Source organism: Carboxylicivirga linearis, from assembly GCF_018271995.1.
In the GTDB taxonomy this organism is placed as follows: Bacteria; Bacteroidota; Bacteroidia; order Bacteroidales; family Marinilabiliaceae; genus Carboxylicivirga; species Carboxylicivirga linearis.
Genome location: NZ_JAGUCO010000003.1, coordinates 74,166 through 91,610 on the forward strand (window position 1 = coordinate 74,166; position 17,445 = coordinate 91,610).

Genomic DNA, 17,445 nt, shown 5'->3' on the forward strand with positions numbered 1-17,445 from the left:
TTCACTTAAGTTTCAGGCTGCGAAATTAGTAAAACTTATCCTTTTTTACAGAAGGTAGGTGTGAATAACAAATGATCTGTATCAATTTGTTTCAATAAAAAGCCCAACAGAGGTGCTCTTATCCTAAATATTTAGGATAGGATTAATAAAGCATGCTGATGGGTTAAAAAAATGGTCACGACACTTTTCAAAAACCATCGGGACAATTTTTAAAAATCATCAGGACAGTTTTTAAAAACTATCAGGACAATTTTGTACAAGTGTCAGGAGTCTTTTTAAATAGTGGGGTAATGTTTTAGTAATCATTTGATTAGGTGGAGGATGGTGGATGTAAAGAAAAATGGGTTACCCGGATGAAGAGGCAACCCATTGCTAACTATGATTGTGTATCAAATTTTTGAAAAATGAAACAATATCTATTCAACCCGAACCCAAACTTCGTCAACACGAAATGTTTCATAATGGTTATTCATTAATGGTCTTAGGTAAATTCCTTTAATTGTTAACTCAGTATCGCCAACGGTAAATTGGTAATAATTTGAACATTCTCTTATTTCACCTTTAGGATTATTATGAATGGTAAATAGCTTTTTGTCTTTAGTAATGTAATACAGACCGGAATTGAAAGGTGACCCATTTGCATTTGTTGTTACAAACTCGCCTTTTGAATTAAATTCTATTATTCGTCTATTGGAATTATCAACCTCATAATCATTACTTACTTTTAATTGCCATTTCCCCTTTATGAGTTGCAGCATCTTGTCTGTTTTTTTATCAGAAGATGTGTTGGTTGCCTCTGAAATGGGATGAGAATCTATAATATCACTCTCATCTACTTTATCAGTAAACGCAACATTAATAATAAAAATGACAGCTAAAGCTAAGCTTAAAAATACAAATGCTTTTTTCATAATACTTTTGTTTTGATTAAACATGTAACCGGCCTGATCAAAAAAATGGGTTGCCTTTTGCTTTAGATTGGCTGATGGGTTTGTTTGGTTAGGTTCGCTTAATATATCCAAATCATAATCCATTGCCTCCAGAAGAGCTCGCACGGTATACATGCGTGGTTGCACCTGATTGGATTCGATGCGTTGAAGCGTGCGGATGTTAATATTGCACTTTTCAACAACCTCGTTTTGGGTTAAACCTTTTTCTTTTCTGAGTTCAGCAATTCGGGTTCCGATCGATTTTTGATTCATAGCGGTGGTTTGTTTCAAAAGTATTGGACATGGGGTGAAGTGTACAAATATTTAACTTGACTTATACCCGGCATTTATACGGCATTTAGTTTAAACAGACTGAAAGACAGGTGGATGTGTTTTTTTTGTTAGACTGTGTCTTTTCTTAGCATTTCACCATTCTTTAGGTAATAATTAATGGCAGTTTCCCACCAAAGCATCGATGAATTAAAGTGATTTGCCAGTTGATTCTTGATATAATGGTTTTGTTTTTGATTTAAGCCAGTATATAAATAGGTGATGTGTACCAAGGTTTGATTCTCAGATGCAGCTTCTAATCGGATGTTGATGCGTACCACATTTTCGCCAGGTGTTACCCGAACGAATTCGATCCGATGATTTTCTTTATCGTAAATGGTAACGTGCCAGATGGTTTCCAATTCCTTTTCATTGGGTGTGGCAAATACACAGTTTTCTTCAATCAAACCCGATTGTGAATAAATCATTCGATATTCCCAGTCATCGAGCCAGTCTTTTTCACGAACAGGACAGAGAAGTGGAAATACTTTATCAATAGATGCATGATTGGTTTGTGTGTAAGTAAAGGATTTTTGAATAGTGGAGGTGGTAGGTGTCATGTAGATGTTGTTTGGTTCAAAGGTTGAAAAGAGTATAAATAACCACAGATTAAATGGATTAGAAAGATCAAAATTTAAAAAATGCAATCTTCATAATCGTAATAATCTGTGGTTTGAAATCAAATTATATAAATGCTTTGCAATTTATTTACCCCACTTCTCCATCATCTCTTTATAATATTCCTGAAGAACAAAGAAGGCTTTTTTCTTGGTTCCTTTTTCTGATATTAACCCTTTACGGTTCCAGCCGTCTTGAATCACAGGACGCATTCGGCGTGGTGAGCGGAAGTCGGTTAATATCCACGGCGACATTCCTCTTAATTGCGGTATCTGACGCAACATTTCAATGTTTTTGATATATAAATCTTCCTGATATTCTTCACTCCAACGATCCAGTCGGTCGCCATGAAGCCCTTGTAAAGCGCCTCCACCAAACTCGGAGATAAACACAGGTTTGCTGTAATCAATCTCCCAATGTACACGTTTGCATTTATCAGGCAAACCATCGTACCAACCAACGTATTCGTTAAAGCTGATGATGTCAACATAATCCATAAACGGATCGTCGATACCCAATGTGTTTTCTTTGCCTTTTACCCGATTTTTTTCCAGAGCGGCACTTATCAGGCGGGTGTTATCTATTTCGCGGGCGGTTGCTGCCAGATTTTTCAAAAACTCCAGTCGCACATCTGAGCGTGGCGTTTCATTGGCCATCGACCATATAATAACCGAAGCCCGATTCTTATCGCGTATCATCACTTCTTTCAATTGTTTTTCGGCCAACAGATAGGTGTCGTGGTTGTCAAACGGAATGGTCCAGTAAACCGGGTTCTCTTCCCACACCATTATGCCCATTTCATCAGCCAAACGCAACATGTGTTCGTTGTGAGGGTAATGTGCCAGGCGAACAAAGTTACATCCCATTTCTTTGGCCCAGCCCAGCAATAATTCGGCATCTTCTTTACAGTAGGCTCTTCTGCCGTCCAACGGATTTTCTTCGTGTATGCTAATTCCTCGCAGAAAAACACTTTTGTTGTTGATCAATATATCCGAGCCTTTCACCTCTATGGTACGGAATCCTATTTTATCATCAAGAGTTTGATTGTTGTATGTCAGCTTTACTGCATAAAGCTTTGGGTTCTCGGGTGACCAGTAATTGATCTTTTTTGCTTTGATATTAAACGATACCCAACCGTTATCATCAGTTGTTACTGTCTGATTGATTTTTAATTCGGGAATGGAAAGTGTAACCTGTTGATTGGCTTTTGACTCTCCGTCCAGATTAATGAAGCCTTCGATTAGATTGGCATTGCTTTTCTGTAGCTGAACAGAGTAATCGGCAATGAAGGTCGATTCCGTTTCAATCAGATCTACATCCCGAGTAATGCCGCCATAGTTCCACCAGTCGGTGTTTAAAGTAGGAACAGCCTCTTTCTTACGTTTGTTGTCGACCTTTACAACTACATAGTTGTCTTTTTCTTTCAGTAGGTTTGTTACTTCGAAGTAAAACGGGGTAAAGCCACCTTCGTGAAATCCCAGTTTTTTACCGTTCATATATACATCGGTACGATAGTTAGCCGCTCCAAAGTTGAGGAATACACGGTTGGTTTCTTTGTTTTTATGATAGTCAAATGTCTTGCGATACCACACGGTACCTTCGTAATAAAATAATTTCTCATCTTGCGAATTCCAGTCGCCCGGAACATACATGGTGGGAGAGTAGTCAAAATCGTATTCGTGTAAGTCGGATCTGTCGTTGGGTTTTAAATTCAGAAAAATAGCTTCGTTGGTAGGATGTTCTTTTTGGTCGCGGGGTTCGTATCGGTAATTATAATAGCCACTTTCATAAACATCCACAATATAATGCCACTTGCCGTTTAAGGTGGTTGTTTTTCGATTAGGGATGTTCTGAAATACATTTTGTGCCGTTATAACTGAGCATAAAAGTATAACTCCGATCAAAGATGAGATCTTCTTCATTATAATAGATTTAAATTAAGGTTGTAATGAAGAGTAAATATAGTATTAGTTTGTTAGTTTATATGGAAGATGAGTAAGTAATTAATAATGAGTGTTTGAGTTTGTTGAGGGGATGGTGATAAAATAGAGTGTTGCTTGAGTTATAATATGATAGTATTTGGTAACTCCGAAGGAGTTTAATATGAATAGCCTTAGGTGAAACCCATGGTGAATAAGCACATGACAAGAAAACCCTGAAATGGGTTTAACTATTGATTAGAGAAATAGGCAATCCTGTACAAAACTCCATCTTCCGATTGTATATTCTCATCAGTAATAAAACTTAGCTTACTTTGGGCTCCTAACTTATTTATCAGACATAAACAAAGGGCATCCACAATGTCATCGGGTTTTACATCTTTGCGTTTAAAACGATAAAGGGCTTGATCATATAATTCAATGATTTTATTATCCCATTGGTGTAGCACATCTAATCGCTCTTGCAATCCTTTTGTTGTTGATTTTTTTGAAAGAAGAATTTCTTTATTCAAATGCTTAAAGCATAACTCGGGATGGCTTTCGATAAATATTGTTTGATGTTGGGATAGTGCTAAATACTCATCCAGCTCTTTAATCTTATGCTTGATGTTGAGGGTTTGAATCGAAAGACTTTTGCCTTCAATGGCAATGTTCAGCTGTTTGGCTTTTGTAAAGTCATCTTCATAAACGGCGGCTTTGCACGGTACATTAAAAACGGTTGATGCGCGTTGAGGGAGGTGCTTTCTTAAGGTCGCATCAATGGTTCGGGGGAATCCCGGAGATGATATACCCATGGGCATATCAATTAAGATACGCTCCATGGGTGGTATATTTTGCATCATTTGGCTGATGGATGGGAATATTTCGATTTGGTATTGGTTATTTGCATAATAGGCAACAATCCAACCGTAACGGCATCCATCAACTCCTGCGATGTTCATTATTTAATTTCAATTTGAGTGCTGGCGCTTTTCAGTCCTTTACCACTAACAGTTAATTTGGCATTTCCCGCTTTGTTACCCGACTGAACCAACACAACCAGTTTACCATTAAACAGTTTCATGGTGGGTTGGTGGAACATCTCCAGCGATGTAGCATCACCATTACAAGCAGCACGGTAGGTAGCATCGCCACTTACTTTAAACTTCAATTGGTTTTGTGCCAACGGACATGGATTACCATCCTTATCAATAACCGATACGGTTACGTAACTTAAATCTTCGCCATTGGCGTTAATAACCTCGCTATCGGCATTTAATATTAACTGATATGGTTTGCCTGCAGTTTTAACTTCTTGAGTTTCGGCAACATTACCATTTTTATCAAAAGCAACCACTTTAATGGTTCCCGGTTCGTATTTAACATCCATCCACATCAAGCGGTAGCGGTCCAGTTTGGTCGAGTCATTTTTAGTGCGAACACCCTGACTTTTGCCATTTACAAACAACTCGGCACTATCGTAGCTGGTATAAACAAACACAGGAGTCGTTTTGCCTTCGCGACCTTCCCAGTTCCAGTGAGGTAAAATGTGTAAGGTAGTTTCTTTGGTATTCCAACGACTGCGGTATAGGTAGTAACGATCTTTAGGTAAGCCTGCCAAATCGCAAATACCAAAGTACGAGCTACGCGATGGCCAGTAATTATCGTATGGAGTAGGTTCGCCCAGGTAATCAAATCCGGTCCAAACAAACTCGCCTAATACCCAGTCTTTATCATCCTGCAAAACAAAATCATCCTCCGGAATATTCGACCAGTTACAGTATTCTAAGTCATATGAAGAAGATTGGTAATCGTCGTATTGTTTGTCTGATGCTTTTTCAACAGGGAACTTATAAACACCACGCGAACTAACGGTTGATGCAGTTTCGGATCCTAAGATAAAGCCTTGAGGAAAACGTTTGTATGCTTCATCGTATAAATGAACACGGTAGTTTAAGCCCGGAATATCCATAATAGCACCAAAGCCCGATTCCATCACTGCTTTTACCTGATCCATACCTACGGTAACTGGTCGTGTAGGATCTTCGCGATGGAAAATATCCTGCAACCACTTAGCTCGTTTTACACCATCCGATCCCCATTGGTCAGGTACTTCATTACCTGAACTCCACATAACAATACAAGGATGATTGCGTGTGGCATGAATCAAATTGACTACATCTTTTTCAGCCCATTCATCAAAGTACAGGTTGTAGCCATTTTTTACTTTAGGCTTTTTCCATTCGTCGAAGCTTTCAGCTAAGAAGAGGAAGCCCATTTCGTCGCAAAGTTCAAGTTGCTCAATCGATGGCATATTGTGCGATGAACGGATAGCATTACATCCTAAATCTTTTAATATAATTAACTGACGACGAAGAGCTGCTTTATTGATGGCAGTACCAATTGGCCCTAAATCGTGGTGCAAGCATACACCTTTGAATTTGGTAGGAACATCATTCAATAAAAATCCTTTTTCGCGGCTGTATTCAATTTTTCTGATTCCAAAGCGAATGGTTTCTGTGTCTTTTAATTGGTCTCCTTCGTAGAGATTCATCTCTGCTGTATACAAATATGGATTTTCAGGGCTCCAAAGGTGTGGTTTTTTAACAGGAATATTTTGTTCCAATTCATCACCAAATCGGGCATCCGTTTTTCCTGAAGCAACCTGATTTCCTTCAGCATCTTTAATAATGGTTTCCACGGTTATGTTTTCACCATTCACTTTCGATTTAATATTCACCTTAGCTAAACCACCAGTAATATAAGGTGTGGTGATAAAATGTCCCCAGTGTTGAAAACTGGTTTCGTCTTTAACAATTAACTGCACTTTTCGATAAAGACCTGCCCCCGGATACCATCTCGATGAAAAAGGAAAGTTTTCTAAACGAACAGCCAGTGTATTGGTTTCGCCTTTTTTAAGATAATCAGTAATATCAAAATAAAAGTAGTTATAACCGAATGGCCATCCGCCAACCAACTCACCGTTTACATATACCTTTGAGTTACTCATGGCTCCGTCAAAAGTAAGTATCGCTTTTTGATTATTGTTTACATCAACGCTAAACGTTTTTCGATACCATCCAACACCTATAAACGGAAGAGCACCTGTACGACCGGTTTTTTCCGAAGCAACCTTTTCGTTGTTTTGAGTAATGGCAACAGTTTGCTTATCAACTTCTTTGTCGAATGGCCCATAAATGGCCCAATCGTGCGGTACTGAAACGCTTTGCCATTTGGTATCGTTGAAATTTGCTTCATAAGCATTTTCCACATCTCCTTTTTGGAATTTCCAGCCATCAGTAAAATTTATAACAGTCCTATCCTGACTATATGATGAATGACTGAAAATTGAAAATACAAGTAAAAGGGTAAGTATAACTTTTTGTCTCATTGTGTAAATTTCCTTTTGAATATGTACTGAATTTTGGGTTCACAAAATAGAACTCTTTGTTCACACTGCAAATTAGTTCATTCGTTCGTTTCTTACATCTTTTTGTTGAAATAATTCAATTAATAGGTAGAAAACAAAACAAGGCTACCTCCAACGAAGTAGCCTTGTTTTATTAATGAAGGAATTATTATTCTTTTTCTTTAGATGATGTTTTAATTCCGAAGGGTACATACAAGGGACAAAAACTTATTAAGCTTGTCAGCAAAAATACAATTGCTAAAACTAATAACACTGTTCCCAACATACCTGTTATAACATTGGTAAGATACAACACGGCAATAGCTGCAGCTATAATGAATCTGACGATTTTATCTGCTGCTCCCATATTCTTTTTCATAACACAATTTTTTAGTGATCTATTAACTTGTTGATTATTCAACAGATAATGGTTTAAAATGTTTAAGTCAAGTATGTTGTGTTATTTCTCAATTCTAAACCAATCGAAGTCTGCATAGCCTGATGTTTCTTTGTTAGCATTTGCAAATATTCCCACTTTTGCTCCAACCCATCGTCCTTCTTTGGCTATAAAATCTTCTCCAAACGGAATATACCTTTTGCCATTTTTACTGTAACTAAATTTACAAATTACCTTTGGTATGATATCATCAGGATTCTCGGGATAGATATCCACTTTTAAGTAAATAGAATGGTACTTATAAGGTATTGATTGAACAACCGCTTCATGTTTACCTTTGCGGGCATTAAGGCAATTCACCTGCTTCAATAAGTAACCCTCATCTGTTTTTTCAATTGTGATGTATGAGTAATCCATGCCAAATACCAATAAGCCGGCTTGTTCCCCTTCGGTATTGGCCTCTAGTGTCATTTTAGTAACGGCTGAGAAATCCGTGGTCGGAGTTTTCTGCAAAAGCAATCGACCAATGTTCCACAAGTTATCTGAGTCTGTAATTATTTCGGGATATAATCTAAGTGATCCTGTTTTTTCAGTTAATGAATACCAGTTTTTATCAAAGTTTGAATTCCATTGCCATTGCAAGCCTAATTGATCCGATTCAAATTCATCACTTGTTTGAGGAATCGATACCGGATAGGTATTGCCCACATTGGGTTTTGTATATTCCGATACTGGTTCGCCAATTCCATTACCGTCGTAATCAACACCCATTACTGGCCAGTCTTCTTCCCATCTCATGGGATTCAGATGAACCACTCTTCCGTATGCATATCTGTCCTGAAAGTGAATAAACCAGTCTTCGCCGGTTTGTGTGGTTACCCAACCTCCCTGATGAGGTCCGTTGATATTGGTGCTGCCTTGCTCTAGAACTATCTTATCTTCGTATGGTCCATATATGTTTTTAGATCGTAAAACCGTTTGCCATCCCGGTTTGACTCCACCTGCAGGTGCAAAAATGTAGTAGTAACCATTTCGCTTGTAAAACTTAGGGCCTTCAATAGTTGGATAATCTTTTTGACCATTAAAAACAATGGTACTGGTTTCCAGTACTTCGGTTCCTTCTTCATTTAGTGGACAAACAGCCAAAATACTTTTTATACCGCTTCGGCTGTTAGCAAAAGCATGAACCAGATAAGCTTTGCCATCATCATCCCAAAGTGGACAGCAATCGATCCAGCCAGTTACTTTTTTAATCAGCTTTAATGGTTCCCACGGACCTTCTGCATTTTTTGCTTTGGTCATAAAAACACCACGGTCGGGATCACCGAAATAAATATAAAACTCATTGTTATGATATCGGAAGCTTGGCGCCCAAATACCATTACCATGTTGCGGTTTGTCAAAGGCATCATCGGGATATTCTATGGCAGCATGGGCTATAAGCGTCCAATTCACCAAATCTTTGGAGTGAAGAATCGGCAATCCCGGAAAATGGCTGAAGCTTGAACTAGTCATATAATAATCGTCACCTACGCGCACTACATCCGGATCGGAATAATCAGCATAAATAATAGGGTTTTGATATTTACCATTGCCCAGGTCAGGTTTCCAGATTAAATCTTTGTGTTGAGCTGACAGGTTTGAAGAGATAAGGAGGATAAGGAATAAGATTTTTTTCATGAAATTATAATTAGTGATTTTCCGCATGAGCAAGATAATGAATTCAGTATTCAACAAATGGTAATTAATCGAAAAATTGAAGTAGGGAAATTGATATAAAAGGGTAGGTAAATGTTCATATGTTGAAGTGGATGTGAGTTTTAATGTGCAGGTAGTTAGGTGTATATGTAAATATTGGTTCGTTCTGTTAGTTTTTAAGTAAGTACATTTTACTACATTATTAAGTATCTTCAAGCTATAACACTAACATATAGTATGCGTCTTCTTTTGAATCGGTTTTTTGTCTGGTTGCTTTTTGTACTGATGAGCTTTTCAGTGCTGGCAAGCAAAAAAGAGATTAAGTTGCAACAATTATTTTCAGAGAAGGGATTACCTGGTTCGATAGTTAGTTGTCTCTACGAAGATAGTTTTGGGTATATCTGGTTTGGAATAGAAGCTTCTGGCTTATACCGATATGATGGAGTTAATATTCTTCATTTTGCCCATCAGAATAGTTCCAATAGATCACTCACAAATAATTTTGTCAATGTAATTACTGAAGATAAAGAAGGGAAGCTGTGGGTAGGTACTACAGGAGGTTTAGATCTATTTGATTCTACAAGAGAAGTAGTTCAACATTTTCTGACAGAAGATAACGAGAAGATTAATGCTCTGATAGAAAATTACGATGGAGAAATGTTAGTTGGTACAAATACTGGTTTGTATTCGATGAATATTTCTGATGAAGTTCCAAATAAAATATACTTGCCCGGGAATGAGGGTGTGAGGGTTAGGTGTTTGAAGGTGAATGATAAGCAGGTGCTCATTGGAACGTCTGATGGATTGTTTATTTATAGTGACGAGAAAATCAGACAGGTCAGCTCAACCTCTCATCTTGATATTATTTCAATTGATATTAGATCAGAGTTTATTGTATTAGGTTCATCAAAAGGAGTGTTTCTCGCAGAACTTGAAACAGGCACAATTCATCAGATTCAGTTTAACCAACATGATTTATATAATCATGGTAAGGTTGGAATTCGTAAACTGTTTATCGACTCTCAGGGAAAATGGTGGGTGGCAACTATGCAGTATGGTTTAATTTGCGTTGATGAAAAAGATTTAAATCATCAATATGAGTTTGCAAATACCATAAGTGTTAATGGATTACAAACGGGGACCATCACCGATATGATGGAAGACCGTTACCATAATGTTTGGGTGGCTTCTAAATATGATGGGTTATTTATTTATGACCAGCGTTTACAACTTTTCGAAGGTGTTTCGATCAACCATCCTGATAAAGATCTTTTTGTTATGTCTGTTTGCGAAGATGATAACAATACATTGTGGTTGGGTACTCGAACAGAAGGATTATTTAAAATCACAATGGATAATAAATATCCTCAGCCTGTTCATCCTGATAATGTAGCTGAAGAGCAGGCTCGAAGAATTCAAGCTTTGTTCTTCGATACCCAAAAAAGGCTCTGGCTTGGATCTGAAACTGGAGTGTTAATTACAGACACCAATTTAAATAACAGCGAATTTCATCCTATTAGGTCAGTTTGGAATATACAGGCCGATGCATCAGGTAAAATTTGGGTTGCCACTTCTAAAGGGCTTTTTGTTTATGATGAAGATTTAAAACAGTTGGTCCGATTTCAGTCCATTAATCACACCGATTTTTTTAATTCCGATATACAAACAGGTCTCATTCGTACTACACAAGATGGATCGCTCTGGTTTGGTACATTATTTAATGGCTTGTATCGCTACCTTCCCATGAAGGATAGTTTAGTTCACTATACAACTAATTCTGATTTGCCATTGAGCGACAATAGTATTAGGGCTTTTTATGAAGACGAAAAGAATCGGATTTGGATTGGTACGCGGTCTCAGGGGTTAAACTGCCTTGACATGAATAGCGATACCGTAACTTATTTTATGAAGCAAGGCGGATTGGCTTCAAATGCAGTATACAATATTTTGCCCGATGAGAATGATAACATTTGGCTAGGTACAGATATGGGACTTGTCAAATTTAATATGGTTGATTACGCAGTGGAAAATTATAATCGTGAATATGGTTTACCAACTTCAGTATTTGAACCACGTTCTTCATTAAAATTAAAGAACGGACAATTAGCTTTTGGTTATTATGATGGTTTAGTCTGTTTTTCTCCTGATAAAATAACAAAGATTACCAACACATCACCTCTAATTGTAACTTCTGTTTTGGCTAATGGAGAGGAGATAGAACAAAATATAACCGGTAATAATACAATTGTTTTGAATTATAATCAAAACCAGTTAAGCTTTAAGTTTGCATTACTTGATTATGCCATTGCATCACGCAACAAGTACCGATATAAACTACTAGGGTTTGACGGTGATTGGCAGGGGCCTACAGAATATACGATAGCAAAATATACTAATCTGAGTCCCGGACAGTATCAATTTATAATTGAGGCTACAAATTATCAGAATGATTGGAGTGAACTGCCTGTAGTTATTGATGTGATTATTAATAAACCATATTACGCAACGGTATGGGCTTATTTGCTTTATACATTGTTTATAGGGACGGTAGGTTTTATATCAATTAGAATAATTGGTACTCAACTTAAATTGAAAAGACAAGTAAAACAAGCAAAAGACGAATTGCAACAAACAATTGATCTGGAAACGGCTAAAATTCAGTTCTTCACCAATGTTGTTCACGAATTTCAAACTCCGCTAACCTTAATATTGGCTCCATTAGAAAAGTTATTGGCAAAAATATCACAAAGCCCAGAAACAATTAAGTATTCTGAAATCATTAAAAAGCAAATGCGACACCTGGAACACTTAATCGGTGAACTGTTACTGTACAGAAAAATACAATCGTCAACAGGAGAGTATAAACCCCAATATGGCAATATAGCGGATACTGTTTTAATTACGATTCAGGATTTTCAGGAACTTGTTGAAAGTAAAAGTATTGCTTTAACATATACCTCTAAATTAAATCAATGTGAAATTCTTTTTGATGAAGATAAAATAACAAAGGTCCTTAATAATCTATTAATGAATAGTATAAAATATTCTCATGAAGGTGGCGCTATTCATTTATTGATTCAGGAGGTTGATACAGATGAGTTGGATGAAAATGTAATATCATCAACATTTGCAAAAAGAAATCTTTCGGATAGATATATTAGCATAAGTATTACAGATGATGGTTCAGGAATGTCAGAAGAGGAGGTGCAGAAGGTCTTTTCAAGATTTTATCAAAGTAATGGTAAAGGATTTGGGGCCGGTGTGGGCTTAAGTCTGGCAAAGGCTCTGGTTGAGTTGCATGATGGCTTTATAATGTGTGAGAGCACATTGGGCAAAGGAAGTACTTTTAGAGTTTATTTGCCAATGATCATTCCAGCCTTAAATTCTTTAAAGCCCAAATCAATTGTTGGTCATCCCATTTCTACCGAAAAAACTCATGAGAATACTTTTAATTCAGAAGAAGCAGATTTTAATAACTCAAATAAATTGTCTGTTTTAATAATAGATGATAATGAAGATCTTCTTTTCTTTTTAAGTGAGAACCTTTCAAATAAGTATTCAATTCAAACAGCCTCAAATGGTGAGCAGGGGCTTGAATTGGCGACTCAGTATATACCGGATTTAATTATAACAGATGTTGCTATGCCTCTTATGAACGGTTTTCAATTATGCTCTTTATTAAAACAAAAGCCAGCAACCTGCCATATTCCAATTATTATACTCACAAAAGAAAGTGACCATGATTCTAAAATTAGTGGAATGAAGCATGGAGCCGATGAATATATACCGAAGCCTTTTAGTATTGAATATCTTGAGATTAGAATTGGAGGATTATTGAAACTTCGTAAAAATATTCAACAATCGTTACTGTCAGGAGTACTTCCCGCTCACTCGCAGGGATTATCCTCATATGATCAGGAATTCTTGCAAAGATTGAAATCTTCGATGACGTTAAATCTATCTGAACCTGATTATGGGGTAGAGCAGTTGGCCAAAGATGTTGGTTTTAGCCGGACTCAACTGCATCGTAAAATTAAAGCGATTTTAAATCAGACTCCATCTGAATATATATATGGTTTACGACTTACCGAAGCAATCCGCCTGTTGCAGGAAAAAGGATTAACTGTTAGCGAAACCGCATATCGAACAGGTTTTAAGAGTCCTGCTTCATTTAGTACCGTATTTAAAAATAAGTATGGATATGCACCATCACAGGTCAAATCAGATTTTGTTGTAAAGAAGTAATTCTGGTAGCTGTTATTTATTCTTTTTAATGGGTGTGAATCATCTGTGCAACATGCATTGAAATTTATGCAACCTCTATTTATATGTTCAAAGTAAAGATGTTATAAGTTAGGATTTGAAAAAATCAAGTTCACTTAAATCCTTATAATGAAAAAAACATTTTTACTTCTTCTAATGACTTTTATAGCCTATTCTGGTTATGGTCAAATAATGGGAACTACTACTTATGATTTTAGAGATGGTAGTATTTTGCCAACTGACGGATCTTCTATAGATAACGTATCATCCAGCGATGGAGCTTTAACAATTGATAAAGGTGCCGGAAGTGCCTTTAAGTTTAACGATGGTTCTCATGGTGGACAGTTTAAAGATCAAAACGTATTTAGTATACAGGTGGCTAATAAGGCAACCCTTTCATTTAGTATATGTGTTTATAGTGCTGAAGGAGCAACACTTGAACTAAAGAACGAATCGGGTGAAACCTTAAGTACTATTTCAGCCAGTCTTAAAAACGTTGAAGGAGCAACAGATGGCGACCTTAGTACATACACATTTAATGGATCAGCTCAAACTTTAACTGCTATGCTAAGTGCAGGAGGGTCAGTATATATCCATTATTTAACTGTCACCAACGAAGATGCACTTCCAGGTTTGGAAGGTATGACTCAGGTTTGGGATTTTGGTGCAGAACAGTTAAGCAGCGATACGTATATGAATGTCTTGGATGTTGATGCGATTAATGCATGGTATGTAGATGTTGCCGCTGGAACTGCCGGATTAACACTTCCTGATTTTACTGCCGATGTACTAACATGGGAAGGTAAAGAAACAAGCGATCGCTTGCGTACAAGTAATGAAAGTCTGACGCGCTACGATTCAAATGTTAGTAGCGATGTTTATACAGGCAGAGTTTATGCAAATGGTACTGTTTCTTTAGGTGATGATGGATTACCAACAACCCGTTATTTCGCAATTGAACTGGCCGAAGATGATGAGGTAACAGTGGTGGCTTTATCTCAAAATGGCACAGGAAATCTCACTTTTGTGACAGAAGAAGATGTTGCAATTCAAAAAGATCAACAAGCATTGACCAATGCAGCAGCTGAATACAATTTTATTGCAGGTCAAGCAGGTGTTTATCGTATTTATGATGAAACCGACAAATTAAGTGTGTTTCGTGTTCTCCGGAAAAACGCCGATTATGTAACTATATCAGGTGTTGTAGATGAAACCAATGCTCCTAGCATTTCTGAAGGATATGGAATTGTTTTTACAAACTCAGTTACCGGTAAATCATGGACATCTGTGGTGGCTTCTCAAGCATATTCTATTGATTTACCAGCAGGTCATACTTACAATCTTTCATTATCTGATGCCAACGGTTATATAATCACAGGTGATCAATCAATAGATGTAACTACTGCTGCAACTGTTAACATGGTTGTTGAGCAGATTGCATTAAATACAGTATCTGGGAGTATTTCAGGTTTGGGTGATGATTTAGCAAATCTTGAATTGGTTTACACACCTGACCCGGCTCAGAATAAAGTGTATGAGCCAGAAGTCACCATTGATGTTGAGGGTGCAACTTATACTGTTGTATTAGAACCTAATTGCGAATATTCGATTGCGGCAAATGGTGTAAACGATTATATTATTGGTTCTAATACCATAACAGTTACAGAAGACATTACTTCAGACATAACATTTACCGCTAAACCTGTATATGATATTACCATAACAACCGAAGGGCTAAGTAATGAAGCGCAAGCAGCATTAGGCTTGATATTTACAAACCTTAATGAGCAGGGGTATTCATATTCGTTTGGTGCTGGTGAGACAATTCAATTACGTGATGGTACCTATCAAATCAGTGCAGAAGGTATTGATGATTATGCTGTCAAACTATCACTTACGTCGAATTTAACAGTTAATGAAGCTGCAGCTGACAAAACTCTTTCGTTTGAACAGGTTACGAAGTGGGACTTTGATGAGAAAAATATTGAAAGTGGTGCCACGTCATATTTTGGTTTGATATTCAGTGGAACAGGATCTATTTCTAATCAAGCTGAAAAAAGTCATTTGGTTGGTAAAGATGGGGCTGTAATCAATGTTCCTGTATCTACTGGAAATAAGGTGATTGTATCGTATTATTATACAGCTCAATTTAATCTTGAGGGAACAGATTATTCAACTGAAAGCAAAAGTACCAGTACTGTTGAGACTGCTGAATATATATATGAAGGAACAGAAGATGGAGTTGTAACCATTACTATCGGATCTACAGAAACCGTTACAACTACCTACTTTACCAGTATTGAAGTGGTTGAGGTAGTTGATTATACCGATGTAATAACCGTTGGAGCGGATAAAGATTTTCAATCCATAAATGGAGCCTTGGATTATATTGCTAAAATGAATCGTACTTCGGATCAACGAGTAACTGTAATGATTGATCCGGGGAATTATGAAGAGATGTTAGTGATTGATCAACCTAATATTACTTTCGAAAATGTATCTGCTACTCCAAGTATTGCTTTGGTTAATAAAGGTGTGGATATCGATGCTAATGCTGTTCGTATTACTTCGTATTATGGTCATGGCTATAGTTATTATAGTATGGGATCTGACCAAAAATGGGATGCTGATGTATTAAGAGTTAATAAAGAGAATGGTTATCTATCATACGACAATGCAGGTTCAGGAACCACGAATGGTTCTTATTGGAATGCAACGGTTGTGGTTAGTGCTGAAGGATTCACTGCGAAGGATATTATTTTCGAAAATTCTTATAATCAGTATATCTCTCAGAAGGAGGCAGAAGATATGGTTGTTGAATGGTCAATTGGTGGAAAAGGAACCAGACCAACAGAAGCTGGAAGTACAGATGTACAGGATAAGTCATTTGTTGAGCGAGCTGCAGCCATTGCAATCACTTCCGGTGGAGATAAAACTGTGTTGGTAGGTTGTAGGGTTGTGGGCCGTCAGGACTCTTTTTATGGTTCAAAAAATGCAAGAGTGGTGGTTTACAAAGGTGATATGATGGGAGCAACCGATTATATTTTTGGTGGAATGATTGCGGTATTTTATAAATCTAATCTGGTTTTAAATACAAGTGATGATAGCAATGATGTAGCCTATATTACTGCCGCGCAACAGGAAAGTGGAAGAGGATATTTGATGTATGAATGTACAATCAAATCTGCAGAATTGAGCACCGAAACAGCATCAACAAGTGAATCAAAACCAGGTTATTTCGGTCGACCTTGGGCACCAACTACAAGTGAAGTAGTATTTTATAATACAACAATAAATGCTACCACTAATTCATCCTTCAATGGTCAGTCGTTAATTATGCCTGAAGGGTGGAAAAGTACATTGGGCGGCGAATCAGCTTATATGTATGAATACGGAACAATAGAAAATTCGGGTGAAGATAACTCAGGTAACAGGGCATCATGGTCTACTCTTTTGTCATCTGAAGTACTGCTTGATGACACTGAAATTAGCACTTACAATTTTACCAAAGGAAGTGATGAATGGGATCCTATTCCGGGATTAATAGCAGACGATCCTTCAACAGGTTTTACTGTACAGGAAAAAGTAAAACTGAAGTTAATGCAAAATGTTCCAAACCCCGCAATAGCTAACACAATTATAACTTATCAGTTAGAAGAATCAGCAGATGTATTCCTTACCATTTATAATTCAACAGGTGGCGTTGTGAAAATAATTAAGGATGGATATCAGTTGTCAGGAAGTCATCAAATTAATTTGTCAGTTGATGGATTAAGTAGCGGAATGTATTTCTATTCAATGAAAGCAGGAAGCGAAGTGTTAACGAAGAAGATGTTAGTGAAATAGATATACAGTTATTAATTAAAAAAGGTCATCTTCTCG

The 17,445-nt window shown here is 37.1% G+C and carries 9 protein-coding genes; 2 read left to right on the top strand and 7 right to left on the bottom strand.

Annotated elements, in window-relative coordinates; translation table 11 throughout:
* Positions 1-416: 416 nt before the first annotated feature.
* From KEM10_RS05915 to KEM10_RS05945, 7 genes are all read right to left on the bottom strand, one after another.
* Complete coding sequence (locus KEM10_RS05915) at positions 417-1,202, bottom strand: helix-turn-helix domain-containing protein (RefSeq protein WP_212214692.1); 786 nt, start codon at positions 1,200-1,202, stop codon at positions 417-419.
* Positions 1,203-1,330: 128 nt separating this feature from the next.
* A complete protein-coding gene (locus KEM10_RS05920) occupies positions 1,331-1,819 on the bottom strand; it encodes a hypothetical protein (RefSeq protein ID WP_212214695.1) in 489 nt (162 codons plus the stop codon).
* A 144-nt stretch (positions 1,820-1,963) separates the two neighbouring features.
* The gene (locus tag KEM10_RS05925) at positions 1,964-3,799 is read right to left on the bottom strand and encodes a glycoside hydrolase family 2 protein (RefSeq protein ID WP_212214696.1); all 1,836 of its coding nucleotides are present in this window, start codon (positions 3,797-3,799) and stop codon (positions 1,964-1,966) included.
* Positions 3,800-4,047: 248 nt separating this feature from the next.
* Positions 4,048-4,758 (bottom strand): DUF429 domain-containing protein, encoded by a 711-nt coding sequence (locus tag KEM10_RS05930; RefSeq protein WP_212214697.1) that lies wholly within the window; start codon positions 4,756-4,758, stop codon positions 4,048-4,050.
* On the bottom strand, positions 4,758-7,187 hold the full coding sequence (locus KEM10_RS05935) for a glycoside hydrolase family 2 TIM barrel-domain containing protein (protein WP_212214698.1): 2,430 nt from the start codon (positions 7,185-7,187) through the stop codon (positions 4,758-4,760). The genes KEM10_RS05930 and KEM10_RS05935 overlap by 1 nt, the downstream gene beginning before the upstream one ends.
* Positions 7,188-7,374: 187 nt before the next feature.
* Complete coding sequence (locus tag KEM10_RS05940; RefSeq protein ID WP_212214699.1) at positions 7,375-7,584, bottom strand: YgaP family membrane protein; 210 nt, start codon at positions 7,582-7,584, stop codon at positions 7,375-7,377.
* Between the two features lie 81 nt (positions 7,585-7,665).
* Positions 7,666-9,282 (bottom strand): glycoside hydrolase family 43 protein, encoded by a 1,617-nt coding sequence (locus KEM10_RS05945; protein ID WP_212214700.1) that lies wholly within the window; start codon positions 9,280-9,282, stop codon positions 7,666-7,668.
* Positions 9,283-9,624: 342 nt separating this feature from the next.
* Between KEM10_RS05945 and KEM10_RS05950 the strand changes: the two genes are divergently transcribed.
* Both KEM10_RS05950 and KEM10_RS05955 read left to right on the top strand, forming a co-directional pair.
* Positions 9,625-13,545, top strand: coding sequence for a hybrid sensor histidine kinase/response regulator transcription factor (locus KEM10_RS05950; protein WP_212214703.1), 3,921 nt, complete (start codon positions 9,625-9,627; stop codon positions 13,543-13,545).
* A gap of 147 nt (positions 13,546-13,692) precedes the next feature.
* A complete protein-coding gene (locus KEM10_RS05955; RefSeq protein WP_212214706.1) occupies positions 13,693-17,409 on the top strand; it encodes a pectinesterase family protein in 3,717 nt (1,238 codons plus the stop codon).
* The last annotated feature ends 36 nt before the right edge of the window (positions 17,410-17,445 follow it).